The 16,754-nt window shown below is 34.2% G+C and carries 15 protein-coding genes and 1 pseudogene; 8 read left to right on the forward strand and 8 right to left on the reverse strand.

The window, feature by feature from the left end:
- The first annotated feature begins 14 nt into the window (after positions 1–14).
- From CBR30_06020 to CBR30_06030, 3 genes are read left to right on the forward strand one after another with little or no spacing between them, the layout of a single operon-like run.
- Positions 15–692 (forward strand): ABC transporter ATP-binding protein, encoded by a 678-nt coding sequence (locus CBR30_06020; GenBank protein ID PMQ01442.1) that lies wholly within the window; start codon positions 15–17, stop codon positions 690–692.
- Positions 679–1,098: a hypothetical protein gene (locus CBR30_06025; protein PMQ01383.1), complete on the forward strand. Its 420-nt coding sequence runs from the start codon at positions 679–681 to the stop codon at positions 1,096–1,098. Before CBR30_06020 ends, CBR30_06025 begins: the two co-directional genes overlap by 14 nt.
- The gene (locus CBR30_06030; protein PMQ01384.1) at positions 1,031–1,954 is read left to right on the forward strand and encodes a hypothetical protein; all 924 of its coding nucleotides are present in this window, start codon (positions 1,031–1,033) and stop codon (positions 1,952–1,954) included. Before CBR30_06025 ends, CBR30_06030 begins: the two co-directional genes overlap by 68 nt.
- A 25-nt stretch (positions 1,955–1,979) precedes the next feature.
- Here the strand turns inward: CBR30_06030 and CBR30_06035 are convergent, their stop codons facing one another.
- The 4 genes from CBR30_06035 to CBR30_06050 form a co-directional block, all read right to left on the reverse strand.
- Positions 1,980–3,383 carry an FAD-binding oxidoreductase gene (locus CBR30_06035; protein ID PMQ01385.1) on the reverse strand — a complete coding sequence of 468 codons (1,404 nt, stop codon included), beginning with the start codon at positions 3,381–3,383 and terminating at the stop codon, positions 1,980–1,982.
- Complete coding sequence (locus CBR30_06040) at positions 3,376–4,365, reverse strand: electron transfer flavoprotein subunit alpha (protein ID PMQ01386.1); 990 nt, start codon at positions 4,363–4,365, stop codon at positions 3,376–3,378. The genes CBR30_06035 and CBR30_06040 overlap by 8 nt, the downstream gene beginning before the upstream one ends.
- Positions 4,362–5,156, reverse strand: coding sequence for an electron transfer flavoprotein subunit beta (locus CBR30_06045; GenBank protein PMQ01387.1), 795 nt, complete (start codon positions 5,154–5,156; stop codon positions 4,362–4,364). Before CBR30_06045 ends, CBR30_06040 begins: the two co-directional genes overlap by 4 nt.
- Before the next feature lie 222 nt (positions 5,157–5,378).
- Positions 5,379–6,746, reverse strand: coding sequence for a hypothetical protein (locus tag CBR30_06050; GenBank protein ID PMQ01388.1), 1,368 nt, complete (start codon positions 6,744–6,746; stop codon positions 5,379–5,381).
- Positions 6,747–6,822: 76 nt separating this feature from the next.
- On the opposite strand from CBR30_06050, the gene CBR30_06055 reads away from it, so the two are divergent.
- The 4 genes and pseudogenes from CBR30_06055 (at position 6,823) to CBR30_06070 (ending at position 10,385) form a co-directional block, all read left to right on the forward strand.
- On the forward strand, positions 6,823–7,581 hold the full coding sequence (locus CBR30_06055; protein PMQ01389.1) for a hypothetical protein: 759 nt from the start codon (positions 6,823–6,825) through the stop codon (positions 7,579–7,581).
- A pseudogene (locus tag CBR30_06060) lies at positions 7,518–8,164 on the forward strand (hypothetical protein). Before CBR30_06055 ends, CBR30_06060 begins: the two are co-directional and overlap by 64 nt.
- A complete protein-coding gene (locus tag CBR30_06065) occupies positions 8,142–9,284 on the forward strand; it encodes a hypothetical protein (GenBank protein ID PMQ01390.1) in 1,143 nt (380 codons plus the stop codon). Before CBR30_06060 ends, CBR30_06065 begins: the two are co-directional and overlap by 23 nt.
- Before the next feature lie 9 nt (positions 9,285–9,293).
- Positions 9,294–10,385 carry a serine hydrolase gene (locus CBR30_06070; protein PMQ01391.1) on the forward strand — a complete coding sequence of 364 codons (1,092 nt, stop codon included), beginning with the start codon at positions 9,294–9,296 and terminating at the stop codon, positions 10,383–10,385.
- 18 nt (positions 10,386–10,403) lie between these two features.
- Here CBR30_06070 and CBR30_06075 read toward each other — a convergent pair whose 3' ends face one another.
- From CBR30_06075 to glpK, 4 genes are all read right to left on the reverse strand, one after another.
- On the reverse strand, positions 10,404–10,766 hold the full coding sequence (locus CBR30_06075) for a molybdopterin oxidoreductase (protein ID PMQ01392.1): 363 nt from the start codon (positions 10,764–10,766) through the stop codon (positions 10,404–10,406).
- Between the two features lie 5 nt (positions 10,767–10,771).
- Complete coding sequence (locus CBR30_06080; protein PMQ01393.1) at positions 10,772–11,986, reverse strand: pyridine nucleotide-disulfide oxidoreductase; 1,215 nt, start codon at positions 11,984–11,986, stop codon at positions 10,772–10,774.
- Positions 11,983–13,419: an FAD/NAD(P)-binding oxidoreductase gene (locus CBR30_06085; protein PMQ01394.1), complete on the reverse strand. Its 1,437-nt coding sequence runs from the start codon at positions 13,417–13,419 to the stop codon at positions 11,983–11,985. Before CBR30_06085 ends, CBR30_06080 begins: the two co-directional genes overlap by 4 nt.
- Before the next feature lie 92 nt (positions 13,420–13,511).
- The gene (gene glpK, locus CBR30_06090; GenBank protein ID PMQ01395.1) at positions 13,512–14,999 is read right to left on the reverse strand and encodes a glycerol kinase; all 1,488 of its coding nucleotides are present in this window, start codon (positions 14,997–14,999) and stop codon (positions 13,512–13,514) included.
- 517 nt (positions 15,000–15,516) lie between these two features.
- Between glpK and CBR30_06095 the strand changes: the two genes are divergently transcribed.
- A complete protein-coding gene (locus tag CBR30_06095) occupies positions 15,517–16,749 on the forward strand; it encodes an MFS transporter (GenBank protein ID PMQ01396.1) in 1,233 nt (410 codons plus the stop codon).
- The last annotated feature ends 5 nt before the right edge of the window (positions 16,750–16,754 follow it).

Here is a 16,754-nt window from a genome sequence, read left to right on the forward strand (position 1 = left end):
TTGTGAGTGAGGAAATGATTAGGGTGGAGAATGTATACAAGTACTACTTAATGGGCAAAGAAAAGTTCTATGCCCTAAGGAATATTAATTTAAAGATTAAAAGAGGAGAATTTGTTGCCATAATTGGTCCATCGGGTTCAGGAAAATCAACCCTTTTAAACATTATTGGAGGATTGGATTGTCCATCAGAAGGGAAGGTTTTTGTGGAAAATCAAGATATTTTTAAGTTTAATGATAAGAAGATTTCAGAGTATAGGCTAAATAAAATAGGTTTTGTTTTTCAGTTTTTCTATTTAGAACCAAATTACACTGTTTATGAGAATGTGGTGATCCCTTTGATTTTTTCCAGGAAGAATAGTAGGGAGAAAAGGGTTAAGGAGATTTTAGAAAAGGTAGGATTATCTCAAAAAATAAAAAATAGAGCCGTAGAGCTTTCAGGAGGAGAAAGGCAAAGAGTTGCAATTGCAAGAGCAATTATAAATGATCCTAATATTCTTCTTTGTGATGAACCAACTGGAAACTTAGACTCAAAAACAGGTCTTTCTATTATTCAGCTTTTAAAAGAGTTGAATAAAGAGGGGAAAACTGTTGTTATGGTGACCCACAATTTAGAATATATTCCTTTTGCAAATAGAGTAATAACTTTAAGAGATGGAGAGATAAAGGAGGAGATAAGAAATGAAAATAATTGATTTTATCAAGATGGCATTTCTAAATCTTAAAAAGAGAAGATTAAGAACTATTTTAAATGTACTCGCTATCTCAATTGGTACCATGCTAATATTGGTTATGATAGGGCTTGGAATGGGAACCCAAAACCTTTTATATAGTGAGCTAAAAAAGTATGACCTACTTAACCAGATCTATGTTTCTCCATTAGAAGAGGTACAAAATGTGCAAATTTCTGTAGGTTCTTCAAGGGGAGAAAATAAAAAGGATTTCAAAAAGATCATCACTGATAAAGATCTTGAAAGGATGAAGGATATAAATGGAGTAGAAGAAGTAACAGGAGATGTTAAATTGATGATAGATGAGGCAAAAGTTGAGAATAAAGGTACATTTTTTACTGCTTTTTTTTGTCATGGGAGCAAGTTTTAATACTAAATATCTTACCTCTCTTAAAAAATATGAAGATTACATAAATAGTGATGATAATGTGGCAATATTAGGGGCTAAAGTTTTTGAATCCCTCGTTAAAGAGCCAAAAACCTTAGTAGGAAAATATGTGGAGATTACCATATCAAATGTGAAAAATCCAGAGGCAAAAACCAAAGAGAAGTTTAAGATAGTAGGTATAATAGAAGGAAATTCTATTTATGAAAATTACATTATTTTACCTTTCAAACAAACCTTAAAGCTAAAAGATTTTAATGAAGGTGTTAAAGATTACTTTTATAAATTTGGATATGATGAGGCTATAGTTAAGACTAAAAGTTTTGAATATACGCAGGATGTAGCTGGCAAAATTAAGGACATGGGATATACTGTTCAGACCCTTGAGGATGCCTTAAAAGAGCTTAATAAATATTTCTCCATATTTAAACTTATATTAGGAAGTGTTGGAGGGATTGTTCTTTTTGTTGCGTCCATAGGGGTTTTGAATACAATGCTTATGGCAATGTATGAAAGAATTAAGTTTATTGGTATTTTGAGGGCTCTTGGGGCATCAAGAAAAGATATTAGGAATATATTTCTTGTGGAATCAGGAACTATAGGCTTCTTGGGAGGAGTAGTTGGAGTTCTTGTGGGCTCAATTTTAAATAGCGGTATTAATCTTCTTATCAATCACCTTGTAATTAAAGAAGCAAGTAAACCCATTACTATATTCTATACTTCTTTCCATTTGGCTTTCCTAATAATAGTTTTTTCAGTGTTATTGGCATCCTTTGCAGGGCTATACCCAGCCCTAAGAGCAAGCAGGCTTGATCCCGTTGAGGCATTAAGATACGAATAAGAGGGGGAGAAATCCCTCTCTTAATTTAAAAAATTTTTCCAGGATTCATTATTCCGTTTGGATCAAATACTTTCTTTAATTCTTTCATTAGTAAAATTTCTTTTTTCTTTGAAAGATGTAAGGCTTTCTTCTTTACAAAACCAATTCCATGTTCTCCGCTAACTGCTCCTCCTAATTCTTGAGCTACAATAGATATTTCATCTAAAATTTTTTCCTGAAGAGGTTGCCATTCTTCAGGGGATATATCCTTTGGTTTTATGGGAGCGGAGTGAATGTTTCCATCTCCTGCATGAGCCACATTATATATTTCCACCTTATATTTCTTTCCTATTTCTCTTATTCTTTTTAGCATTTCAGGAATAAGAGATGTAGGAACTACAGCGTCTCCCAAGACCACATATGGATCTACTGCTTTTATTGCCTCTAAATAATTTCTTCTAATTCTCCAAAGTTTCTCACTAGCAAAAGGATTTTCTGCCACAAAAACCTCCAATGCTCCTTCTTTTAAACATGCTTCTCCCGCTCTTATGTATGCTTCTTCTAACTGATTTTTGTTATTTCCATCAAATTGGATAATAAGATAAGCTTCTGCTCTATCTTGATATTCCCATTTCTCCTTTGTATATATACTTGCAAGATAGTAAGATCCTTGGTCTAAAAATTCTATAGCGCATGGTAGGACTTTACTTTCTGATATAATTTTGGGAACTGTATAAATAGCGGATTCTACAGTAGGGAATGGAACAAGAAGGTCCACAGTATATGGAGGAAGAGGAATAAGGTTAACAATAATTTTAGTGAAAATTCCAAGAGTTCCTTCAGAACCTACAAATAAATTCAAAAGATTATACCCACTGGAATCTTTTCTTCTTTTTCCTCCAACATTTATTATTTCTCCTGATGGAAGAACCACCTCGAGCCCAAGTATATGATGCCCTGTATTCCCATATTTTATTACTTTACTTCCTCCAGCATTCGTAGCAACATTTCCTCCTAAAAAGCTTGTTTCTACACTCATAGGATATCCAGGATAAAATAATCCTTCTTCTGCTACTTTTCTGCAGAGGTCATTGGTCACCACTCCTGGCTCAGAAGTAGCGGTGAGATTTATTTTATCTATCTCTAATATTTGATTCATCTTTTCAAGAGATATTAAAATTCCACCATATAGAGGTATTGCACCACCAGCCAAACCGCTTCCTGCTCCCCTTGGAGTTACAGGAATAATATTTTCGTTGGCAAGCTTTAATATTCTTGAAATTTCTTCGGTAGATTCGGGTCTCACTACTACCTCAGGAAGATGAGCATAAAACTTTCCTGACTCATCCTGAGCATATCTTTCCAAGTCTTCATAATTTATTAAAACATCATTATCTCCACAGATATTTATAAGTTCATCAATAATTCTCTCATCTACCTTTTTAAACATTCCCTTTCCTCTCCTCTAATTTTTTCTTTAAAATGGGGAGAATTTCCAAGGCATCCCCTACAATTCCTAAATCTGATACTTGAAATATGGGAGCATCAGGATCTTTATTTATGGCAATGATATTCTCAGAATTTATCATTCCTGCAAGATGCTGGACAGCTCCTGATATTCCTACTGCGATATAAACTTTAGGATTTACTGTTTTTCCACTTAATCCTACCTGATGAGAATATTCTATCCATCCCATATCTACTACTGAGCGGGAAGCACCTACCGTCCCCCCCAAAAGATGAGCAATGTCAAATAGAAGAGAAAAATTTTGAGGATTTTTTAACCCCTTTCCTCCAGAAATAATAATTTCAGCCTCACTTAGAGAAATCTCCTCTTCCCTTTTTTTGAAATCTATTCTCTTAGCTCTTGGCGAAAATTCATCATTGATATTATGGATAGTTATCTCTCCTTTTCTTTTTTCATCCCTTGGAAGAGGCTTTTTTCCTTTAGGTCTAACAGTTGCCATTTGAGGTTTATGTTCTGGAGTTTTTATAGTGGCAAGAACATTTCCCCCAATAGCAGGTCTTGTCTGGAGAAGAAGTCCTGTACCTTCCTCTATATCTAAATGGGTGCAGTCCGCAGTAAGTCCTGTTTTTAATTTTCCTGCAAGATAAGGCATTAGGGTTCTTCCCTGAGTGGTAGCACTTGCTAAAATAGTTTCAGGATTTCTCTTTTTTATAAAAGGAATTAGAACTTTGGCATAATTCTCTACATTGAAAATTTCCAATTCTTTGTTTTTAAAAAATTCCACTTTATCTGCACCATGGAAGATTATTTCGTTTAATTGATCCTCCAAATTGTTTCCTAAAACTAAAGCGGAAAGAGTACCCTTTAATTTGTCTGCAAGATCTCTTCCCCAAGCCAACAACTCGTAGGTTACAGGATGAATTTTATCTTCTCTCACTTCTGAGATTATAAATATATCTCTCATAAAATCCCTCTCTCTTCCAAGAATTTTATAATAATATCTACAGCCTTTTCAGGGTCCTTTTCTTTAATCTTTATCCCTTGCCTTGAAAGCTTTGGATAGAATATTTTCACTACCCTTGTAGGAGATCCTAAAAGTCCCACTTCTTTTTCTGAAAGTTCTAAATCTTTAAGGCTTATTATTGGAATATCTGTTTCTCTTGCTTTTATTTTACCAGCCAATGTGGGAAGTCTTGGCTCTGAGATTGCTTTTATCACTGAGATTACGCAGGGCAATGAAGATAAGACCAATTCCTTTCCTTCTTCTATTTCTCTCTCTACAATAATATAATCCTTTCCTATTTCAATAATTTTGCTTACATAGGTTAATACTGGAAGATCTAATTGAGCGGCAAGGCTTGGTCCTACCTGTCCTGTTTCTCCATCAGTTGCCCTTTCACCTGTAAAGATGATAGAAAAATTTCCCAATTTTTTTATAAAACTTGAAAGAGTATAAGATGTTGCCCAAGTATCTGCGCCTGCAAAAGCTTTATCTGAGAGAAGGTATCCTTTATCACATCCCATAGAAATTGCCTCTTTTATTGCTTCTTTTGCCTTTGGAGGTCCCATGGAAACAACTACAATTTCTGTCTCTTCTTTTACTTTTTCTTTAACCTGCAAGCTTGCTTCTATGGCATATAAATCTAAAGGGTTTATAACTGCCTCTACCTCTTCCCTTTTCATAGTTCCTGTTTCTTCATCCATTTTTACTTTATCTGTTGCCGGAACCTGTTTAACAAGAACTGCAATCCTCACAATTTCACTCCTCTCTTATTCCTCTCTTATTTTCAATATTTTATCACATATTTCCAAAGTTATATCTACTAAAAGGGGATCAAAGTGAGTTCCTTTGCATCTTAAAAGTTCTTCTCTTACTTTATCTTCTGGTAATGGATCCTTATATGGTCTTTTTGATAGCATAGCATCAATAGCATCCGCTATGCATACAATTCTTCCCTCCAAAGGATGATGAGGTTTTTATATTAGGATATGAGAATTTTTTCCATCCCCATCACCTACCTTTAAAAGTTTATCTACAAGCTCTGAGATCCTCTTTGTAGAAATATCCATCTCATTAATGATTTCCTTTAATCTACTGGGAAATTCTTCATAATATCCAGCTTTCAAAAGTTGAATATATCCTGAGATAACACATAAAGGATTCCTAAACTCATGGGATGTCTTCTTAATAAATGATTCTCTTTTTCTTCCCATTTCTTTAAGAATTTGTGTGTATCTTAAATTGGAGTATATAGAAAATAGTGAAAGAATAAAAATTTTATAAAGTTGAAAAGTAGATTCATCTTCCCTTTTAATTATTACCGTCACACCTTCTTTTTCTATCTTATCAAATACTTCTAAATTATAATCTTCAATCTTTTCAGGGAGGGAAGATGGATTTTTATAGACAAGATTTTTATCATAAAATACTGCTACTGGAATTTTCTCCTTTTCGAAAAATTCCACTAGTAACCTATTTATCTCTTCTGTATCCTTACAGTCTAAGGCAAGATGAAGAGTATTTAGAATTTTTTCCTGAGTATTTATAATATTTGAAATACTCTCGGAAAGTTTTGATCCTTCCCTTTTATATTCTTCACTCAGAATTCTATATTCCTTTAGAGGATTATAAACAAAATTTACTAAGGTGAAAAAGGCGATATTGAAGACCCCTATTATTTTAAGAGTATGCCCCATCCACAAAGTCCATTCAAAAGGAGATAAATACTTAATAAAGGACAGTTCACTGAAAGAAAAAGATAAGCCTCCAAGAAATAGATATGGATTTTTTCTATTCATAATGGCAAAGACGAAAAATAATAAGGAATAAAAAATTTCTAATTGGCTTTTTAAAGGAGTTGTTCCTATGTTTTCTGAATAAAAAAGATTTGTAGGAAGATACCTTGGTATAAATATTAAAAGCATAGAAAAAGGAGGGAGAAGATAAGATATACGTTTAACTCTATCTGAAATTTTTGGAGATTTCATATAGAAAATAGCTATAAACATTCCTATGCTTTGTATAAATCTTGCAAGCATCCAATAAGTTACCGCTAAGGAAGTATTGCTTATTTCAGGGAAACCTGGATAATATAAAGTATGAGGCACGTCTAATATGGCAGAGGAGAGAAATGTTATTCCAAGAATTTGTAAAAATGGTGTTCTTTCAGTGTTTGGAATGGAGATGAGTACAATGAATATGAGGATTGAAATAAATATGGAGAGAAGTTCTAACAAAAAGTGAGTGGCATAGGAATATCCCAAAATAAATATAAGTAGGAATATTAAGCTAGTAGCTATTAAATTATGTATTAATAGAGATTTTGATATATAATTTTTCCCCATATTTTTATTTTATAATAAAAATTTTGGATTTACTATGGTAAAATAAATAGGGTAAAAATAATTTGAAGGTGGGGAAATGAAGGAGAAGATATTAAAAAAAGCTCCTATACGTATTACTCTTTTTTATATTTTATTTAGTATACTTTGGATTTTATTCTCTGATAGACTCTTAGATATTCTCTTTCCCAATCCTGACATTGCTTTAAAGGTCCAAACATATAAAGGATGCTTTTTTGTAATAATTACTGGATTAATTCTTTATAAATTACTTTCAAGGGAGTATAAGGCTCATCTTCTGTTAGAAGAGATTTTAGAGAGGGATGTTGTAAAGGAACAAGCGGATCTTCTTGATTGGGCAACAGACGCAATTATAGTCAAAGATCTTGAGGATAGAATTCTTTTTTGGAATAAAGGAGCAGAAAGACTATATGGATGGAAGAAAGAAGAAGTCTTAGGAAAGAAAGTTACTGAATTTCATTTTAAAGATATTTCTTTACATGAAAAGATAAAAGAGAAGGTATTAAGAGAGGGGGAATGGATGGGAGAGGTAGAACAAAAAAATAAAGATGGGAAAGATATTATTGTGGGAAATAGATGGGTATTAGTGAGGGATAAAGAAGGAAAGCCTACTAAGATAATGGTCATAAACACAGATATTACAAAAAGAAAATTGTTAGAAAACCAACTTATTAGAGCACAAAAGTTAGAAAGTATTGGTATTTTGGCAGGAAGTATAGCTCATGATTTAAAAATATCCTATCACCTATATCTATGGGGCTTCAAATTCTTAAAACAAAGATTAGTGATGAAAGTATTTTGGATACTATTAATATGATGGAAGAGACTTTAAAAAGGGGAATAAATCTTAGCAATCAAATATTATCTATTGTAAGAAGTGAAGGTGGAAAAATAGAGCTTATTCAAGTAAAAGACATAATTAGAGAGATAGAAAGGCTATTGAGAGAGACATTCCCAAAAAATATTGACATTAAAGTAGAAGTTTCAGAGGACTTATATCCCATAATGGGAGATGCTACAAAGATCCATCAGGTCCTCATGAATCTTTGTGTAAATGCAAGAGATGCTATGCCAAATGGTGGAGTTTTAGAAATCTCCGCAAAAAATATCCATCTTGATGAAGATTTTACAAGATGGATTCCTAATGCAAAACCTGGTTTCTACGTTTTGATAACTGTTTCTGATACTGGTGTAGGTATACCCAAGGATATTATGAATAAAATCTTTGATCCTTTCTTTACTACAAAAAAGAGGGAACAGGACTTGGTCTTTTCATATTATATTCTGTGGTAAAGGAGCATGGGGGATTTGTTGATGTAGAAAGTGAGATAGGTAAAGGAACAACCTTTAAAATTTATCTTCCTGGAGAGGAGAAATATGAAAACTATTTTAGGAGTTGATGTTTTAAGAAGGAACAATTTTGAAATTTTAAAGGGGAAAAGGATAGGACTAATTACAAACTATTCAGGAGTATCTTCTGATCTGAAAAGTAACGTTGATCTAATGATAAAAGAGGGAATAAAAATTCAAAAGATATTTACTCCTGAACATGGACTTTTTGGAATAGCGGATGGACTTTCCATAGAAAATTCTCATCATCCAAAATATGGAATAAAAATAGTAAGTCTTTATGGGAAAAAATTAAAGCCAAAAGAAGAGGACTTGGAAGATATAGACATCTTGGTTTATGATATTCAGGATGTAGGGTTAAGATTTTACACCTTTATATATACATTAGCTTATACCTTAGAAACAGCCTCTGAATTTAATATTCCATATATTGTTCTTGATAGACCTAATCCTCTTTCAGGAGAAATAATAATAGGTCCAAGAATAAGGGAAAATTTAAACTCCTTCGTAGGAGGCTACTTTCTTCCCATAAGATATGGACTTACTATTGGAGAGCTTGCCCTTTATTTTAAAAAATTGAAAAATTTAGATGTAGATTTGAAAGTTATAAAAATGGAGAATTGGAAAAGAAATATGTTTTATCCTGAGACAGAACTTTTATGGAATGTTCCTTCGCCTAACCTCCCAACCTTTAGCTCAACTATATGTTACGCAGGGATGTGCTTTTTTGAAGCAGTAAATGTTTCTGAGGGAAGAGGAACAACAAAGCCTTTTGAGTATATTGGGGCTCCTTGGCTTGATGAAGATATTTTATATGAAGAACTTTCCAAAGAGAACTTTTCTGATATTGCCTTTAGGAAGAGATATTTTATTCCGGAATTTTCTAAATATAAAGGGGAGATTTGTAGAGGATTAGAATTCTTCCCATTAAACTTTAAAGCAGACTTTATAAGAGTAGCTTTATCTCTTTTGAAAATTATTTTTAAGTATTTTCCAGATAAAATCCAGTTTGTGAAGTATAATGAGGTGGAAAGAATAGATTATTTAATTGGGGATGAGGAAACAAAAAGAGACCTAATAGAGGGTAGAGGCTGGCAGGAAATATATGAACGATGGAAAAAAGAAGAAGAGGCTTTTAAAGATTTTATATTAGATATTTTGTTATATTAGGAGGAATCTATGGAAAAAGTTGATCGCCTCATAGAAAAATATATAGAGAATAAAACTTTTCCTGGAGGAGTTTTATTAGTAGGAAATGACAAAGAGATTTTATATAAAAAAGCTTATGGGTATAAAGCAATATTTCCTGAAAAAGAGAGGAATTCTGAGGATACTATTTATGATCTTGCAAGCCTTACAAAGGTTGTAGGGACAACCCCTGCAGTAATGAAGCTCTTAGAAGAAGGAGAGATAAGGCTTTGGGATTCTGTAGGGAAATTTTTAAAAGAATTTTCAAAAGGAGAAAAGGAAAAAGTAAAAATATTTCATCTTCTTACCCATACATCGGGGCTTCCTCCTTATTCTAACGCTTGGAAATATGCAAAAAATTCTGAAGAGTTAAAAGAAGAACTTTTAAAGACAGAACTTTCTTATAATCCAGGAGAAAACTTAGTATATTCATGTTTGAATTTTATCTTTCTAAGATATATTGTGGAAAAGATAACGGGAATCTCTTTTGATAAATTTTTAAAAGAAAATATCTTTGAGCCATTAGATATGAAAGATACAGGATTTCTTCCAAGGGATAAGGAAAGAGTTGCACCAACCTGCGAAAGAGATGGGAAGTTACTAAGAGGAGAGCCTGATGATGAACTTGCTTATTATCAGGGAGGAATAAGTGGAAACGCAGGTCTTTTTTCTACTGCAGAAGATTTATATAAATATGCAAGATCCTTGATAAACAAAGATTATATGATATTTTCTCCTTATACCATTGAACTTTTTACAAAAGAGCATGTATCCTTTAAAGACGAAAAGAGAGGGTTAGGCTGGATGATTAAAAGCATATCCTCTTCTTGCGGAGATCTTTTCAGTGAGAGGAGCTTTGGACATACAGGATATACTGGAACAAGTCTTTGGATCGATCCTCTTAAAAATTTGATTATTATTTTTCTTTCCAATAGGACCCATATATCAAGGAAAGTTATAGCTCTTGCCGATAGAAGTATAACTCCTCCTGAAGAAAACAATTTAGAGAATATGATAGAATTTAGACCAAGACTACATAATTTGATTGTGATAGAGATTTATAAAATGCAAAAAGAGAGCTGAGCAGAATCTTCCAGTTTTTTACAATTTTTCCACACTCCTTGTGGCAATTATGTTGGCTCCTGTATTCATAATATTTTGAATTATTACATCTCCCCTTTTTACAGGTGCTTTAACTTCTTTTTCTTTTATAATCTCCATAATCTCCTTTATATATCTTTTAGGTATTGGTTTATCAGTTCTTACTGATACCAAAGGAAGATTTCCTCCAATAACTTTTATGCTTGTGGTAAGAACCCTTTTTGGATCTTTTATCTCATCTTCTGCATACTCAATTCCTCTTTTACATCTATTCCCTTCTATTTTTACTATTTCATTTCCATTTAGCTCCACAGTTAGCTTACATCCTAAGGGACATTGCACACAAACAAATTTTTTAATCATAGCTTTCACGCCTCCTCTATAGAAACCTCTATTTCTTTTAGATTTTCCATATATCTTTCAGGAATTTTTACCCTTAATATTTCACTGGGAATAAGATCTTTATAATCTTTTTCATATGTTCCTACCTTTAAAAGACCTCTTTCCATTGGTCTTCTTACTCTAATGTATAAGGTCAAATCTTCTATGGGTGTATAGTAATTGGGGAACAAAATCCCTATATTTTTCCCTTTTTTAATAGGAATTTTTGGGGGGAACTTTTCTCCTTTTACATAGAGGCTTGCATATTTTCCTGCCTTTTCTCCTTCTATGGTAACGTAGTCCACAAGATCGTAAATTATAGTGCAGTTTCCAGCTGCAAAAATAAAGTCTAAGGATGTTTGTCCTAAGTTTGATACTGAAAATCCCTTGCTTGTCTTATCTATCTCTACAAAATCCTCAATAAGCTCAATATTAGGAATTAGTCCAACTGATAAGATTAATGTGTCTACATGGAAGGATTTTTCAGTGCCTGGTATGGGCTTAAAGTTTTCATCCACTTTTGCCACTACTACTTCTTCCAATCTTCCATTTCCTCTTACCTCTACCACTGTTGATGATAAATATAGAGGTATATTGTAGTCTTCAAGACACTGTACCACATTTCTTAGAAGTCCTCCTGGATAGGGCAGTCTTTCTACAACTCCTACTACTTCTACCCCTTCTAAGGTAAGTCTTCTTGCCATAATAAGTCCTATATCTCCTGAGCCTAAAATTAGTGCTCTTTTTCCTGGAAGTATGTTTTGGATATTTATATATCTTTGGGCAACTCCTGCAGTAAATATGCCGGAAAGTCTTTTTCCAGGTATAAAAAGGCTTCCAAAGGGTCTTTCCCTTGCTCCTGTTGCCATAACTATGGTTTTTGTCTCAATAGTTTTTACTCCTTCAGGGGTAATAAGATATATTTTTTTGTTTTTCTCATCTATGGAGTGAAGGAATGAGTTTGATAGTACCTTTATACTTGTATTTTTTAACATGTCAATAAAGATTTCTGCATATTCAGGACCTGTTAATTCCTGTTTGAAGTAATGCAGTCCAAAACCATTATGGATACATTGGTTTAAAATTCCACCTATCCTCTCATCCCTTTCTATAAGGACTGCATCTACCCCCTCTTTATAAGCAGAAAGGATTGCACCAAGACCTGCAGCTCCTCCACCTATTACTACAATGTCTGTTTTCATGATCTTACCCTCCCATTCAAAATCCAAGATTCCTCAGAATTTGTAACTATCTCAGAGATATCCTTATTAAGCTCTCTCGCTAAAATTTCTAAGATTCTTGGTCCACAGAAATTTCCCTGGCATCTTCCAAAGGAAGCACGCGTTCTAAACTTGACTCCATCCAATGTGGTTGCTCCTCTTTTTATAGCCTCAACTATCTCCCTTTCAGTTACCATATTGCAGTAACATACAATTTTTCCACACAAAGGATCCTTTTTAATCTCCTCATTCCATTCTTCCAAGGAAAGCTCTGAATATTTTTTAATCCTTTCCCTCTTTGCAATAAAATCTTTTTTCCTTACCAAATTGATCTTTAGTTTTTCCTGAATGATCTCTACCACGTATTCTGCAATGGCTGGAGCTGCTGTAAGTCCTGGAGATCTTATTCCAATCACATTGATAAAGTTTGGAACAGATTCACTTTCTTTTATAAAGAAATCTTTATTAGGGGTTTCTGCACGAAGCCCTGCAAAAGTTTTTATTGCATAGGATATATCAAGAGATGGAACTAATCTTCTGGTGTCCTCTATTACCTTTTTTAATCCTTCTTGGGATGTAGAAGTGTTTTCCTTTTGATCTTCAGGAAGGTCCTCTGCAGTAGGTCCTAAAAGGACTCCTCCATCAATGGTAGGAAGTACTAATATTCCTTTAGATTTTGGAGTTGGTGTGGGGAATATAATGGATTTTACAATACCACCTATCTTTTTATCCAAAAGTATATACTCTCCCCTTCTTGGATGAATAGGTACAAATTCTGTTCCTGCTATCTTTGCTATCTCATCTCCGTATAAGCCTGCGGAATTAATGACTAAGTCCGCCTCGTAATAGTTTTTATTAGTAATTACTTTTGAGATCTTTCCATTCTTTTTCTCAAAATCAATTACTTTTTCTCCAAGTACAAGCTTTAACCCATTTGTTACTGCATTTTCAATAGCTGAGATCACAGCCCCCCAAGGCTCTATAATCCCTGCTGTAGGTGCCCACAAAGCATACTTTACCTCCCTATTTAAATTTGACTCTTTCTCAAAGATCTCCTCCCCTTTTAATATTTCAAGTCCTGGCACATTATTTTTCTTTCCCCTTTCTAAAAGCTCTTCCAAAACCTTTAATTCATCTTCATTAAAGGCAACAACAAGAGAGCCAATTCTTTTTACATCGTATTCCAGCTCTTGGGAGAGTTTAAAATGGAGCTCATTTCCCTTGGCACAAAGTTTTGCTCTTAATGTGCCTGGATGATCGTCATATCCTGCATGCAAAATAGCAGAGTTCGCCTTGGTAGTTCCCCAGGCAACATCTAAATTCTTTTCTATCAAAGTAATATCTAAATCATATTTTGATAGCTCTCTTGCAATAAATGCACCTGTTATTCCTCCTCCTATTACTATCACCTTCATCTTTCCAATCCTCCCTTTTTATAAAATAAAAAGCCACACGAACCACCGTGTGGCTTTCTTCTCCAAATTCTCCTTACCACACAAGAAGCTAATTATTCTTCCCAGTTAAGAGCTCTTTGTACTGCCTTTTTCCAACCTTTATAGAGTTTTTCTCTCTCCTCAGGAGACATTTGAGGAGTAAATCTTTTGTCCATCTGCCACAAATCCTCAATTTCTTTTTGATCCTTCCAATAACCTACTGCAAGTCCTGCCAAATAAGCAGCTCCTAAAGCTGTAGTCTCATTCACAACAGGTCTTTCCACTGGTACCCCAAGAATATCCGCCTGAAACTGCATGAGGAAATTATTTACTACCGCACCTCCATCTACACGAAGAGATCTTAGCTCAATATTACTGTCTTCTTTCATTGCCTCCAAAACATCCCTGGTTTGGTATGCGATAGACTCTAAGGTTGCCCTTACAATATGCTCTCTTGTAGTTCCCCTTGTTATCCCAATAATTAATCCTCTTGCATACATGTCCCAGTAAGGTGCACCAAGCCCTACAAAGGCAGGTACCACATATACACCACCGGAGTTTGGTACTTTAAGGGCAAGAGTTTCTGTTTCACTGGCGCTTTGAATAATTTTAAGACCATCTCTCAGCCACTGAACAGCTGCACCAGTGATAAATATGCTTCCCTCAAGGGCATATTCCACTTTACCATTAATTCCCCATGCAATAGTGGTTAAAAGTCCAGATTTTGATGGAAAAGCTTTTTCTCCTGTATTTAATAGCATAAAACAGCCAGTACCATAAGTGTTTTTTACCATTCCAGGTTTGTAACACGCCTGACCAAATAAGGCGGACTGCTGATCTCCTGCATCCCCTGCTATAGGTATTTCTACACCAAATATCTCCTTATCAGTATATCCATAGATGAAGCTTGATGGTTTTGGCTCTGGTAACATAACCTTAGGTATATTAAGTATCCTTAGGATATCGTCATCCCAATCTAATTTATGAATATTAAAGAGCATAGTTCTTGATGCATTAGAATAATCCGTTACATGAACTTTTCCCTTTGTAAGATTCCAAATGAGCCATGTATCAATAGTGCCAAAGATTACCTCTCCTTTTTCTGCCTTCTCTCTTACCCCCTCCACATTATCCAAAATCCATTTTAATTTTGTGCCTGAAAAATAGGCATCTATAACAAGTCCTGTCTTTTCCCTTATGGTTTCTGAAAGCCCCTGATTCTTCAATTCATCACAGATAGGTGCAGTTCTTCTACACTGCCAAACAATAGCATTATATACTGGTTTTCCTGTAGCCTTTTCCCATACTACAGTAGTTTCTCTCTGGTTTGTAATGCCTATGGCAACAATGTCCTTTGGCTCTATCTTTGCCTTTTCTATAGCTTGTCTTGCAACATTTATTTGGGAGCTCAAAATTTCCATGGGATCATGCTCTACCCAGCCAGGTTTTGGGTAAATCTGAGTAAACTCCTGCTGGGCTACGGATACTACCCTACCCTCATGATCAAAAACTATTGCTCTGGAACTTGTTGTTCCTTGATCAAGGGCAAGCACATATTTCATTTAAAAAACACCTCCCATAAAATTAAAAAGCCTTACTTACTCCCTTTTTACAGGAATAAGTAAGGCCTTTCTCCAATCTTCTCCTGGCCCCAAATATTCAATTTTCTTATCTTAGTATAGTAAAAACCACTATTTTTGTAAAGGGGAGAAGATAAAACAATCGTAAAAAGGTTGAAAAAATGGTATATTACTATTAGTGCTTAAGTAAAATACTGAGAAAAACAGGAGGGAAAAAATGAGTGAACCTTCTAAAGATTGGCTTTGTAATCTAAACGAAACAGAAAGAGAAAAAATTGAATTGGCGCAGTATTTTATTAAATGTTATATTGCAGCAAGGGAGGGGTTGATGTTGTTAAGGAATTAGGAAATCAAACTGAAACTACCTTTAGGTTCCGCTGGAATAAAAAAATAGCAGAGGATCCAAGAATAGAATGGTTTTTGAAAAACTAAATATTTAATTTTTTCTTTCATCCCCTTTGCTTGACTTAAAGGTTTTATCTGATAATATATTCTCTGTATGCCTTTAAGAGAAAGAGATTATCGCTGGAACTTTATTGTTGATAGTATAGATTTTGCTTTTTTTAGCTTAGGGATGACCTTTGGGTCTATCCTTACGCTCTTTCCTCTTTTTGCCAAAAATTTGGGAGCTGGTAATCTTGAGATAGGGCTTATTCCTGCTATTGCAAACTTAGGATGGGGAATTCCTGCAATTCTTGGAGCAAAATATGCCGAGAAAACTCCTAAAAAATTAGATGTAGTTTTGAAATTTACGTTAGGAGAAAGGCTTCCTTACTTTTTTATGGCTCTTATTTCCTTCTTTGTTGTACCATACAGTCCTAAGCTTGCTCTTTATCTTGCCCTTTTAATGCTTGGCATTGCAACTTTTTCCATGGGATTTTTGGGTCCACCATGGATGAGCATGATTGAGAAGGTGATTCATCCAAGTAAGAGGGGAACTTTTTTTGCGGTAGGAAATGGAATAGGTGCTCTTATGGGAGTAGGAGGAGCTTATCTTGCTCGTTATTTTTTATCCTCTTATCCCTTCCCTAAGAACTTTGGGTATTCATTTCTTTGTGCAAGCATCGCCCTCTTAATATCCTTTATTTTCTTAGCCCTAACTCGAGAGGAGCCCGATAAAGAAGCAAAAGACGATGTAAGATTCTCTGAATATATTAAGGGGATAAAATTTGTCATAAGGGATGAGAATTTTAGAAGTTATATTGTTTATAGAATTCTTTCTGCCCTTGCATGGGGTTATTCTTCCTTTATTGTGGTATATGCTATAGATAGGTTTTCTATTCCAGATAAGATTGCTGCTGACTTCACAGGTCTTTTCCTTATATCCCAAGGTATATCTTCCTTCTTCTTAGGTCCTTTAGGAGATAGATGGGGACATAAAATAATCCTCTCCTTAGGAAAGATCTTAAATATTCTTGCTCTATCCTTTCTCCTTTTATCTAAAAACCCCTCTAATATCTATATTGTTTATATATTAATTGGAATAATTAATAGTGTAGGAATGGTCGGAGACTCCGCTATAACATTGGATCTTTCACCAAGGGAGAGAAAAGAGCTATATATAGGGGTACTTAATGTGGCTATTTCACCTTTCTCTTTCCTTTCCCCTCTTCTTGCGGGAAAGATTGCAGATTCCATGGGATATGAAAATCTATTCTTAATATCCCTTGTAATTACATTAATTAGTTTATATATTCTTGTTAGGAAAGTTAAAGATCCAAGAAGAATTTAGAGGAT

Source organism: Dictyoglomus sp. NZ13-RE01 (assembly GCA_002878375.1).
GTDB lineage: Bacteria > Dictyoglomota > Dictyoglomia > Dictyoglomales > Dictyoglomaceae > NZ13-RE01.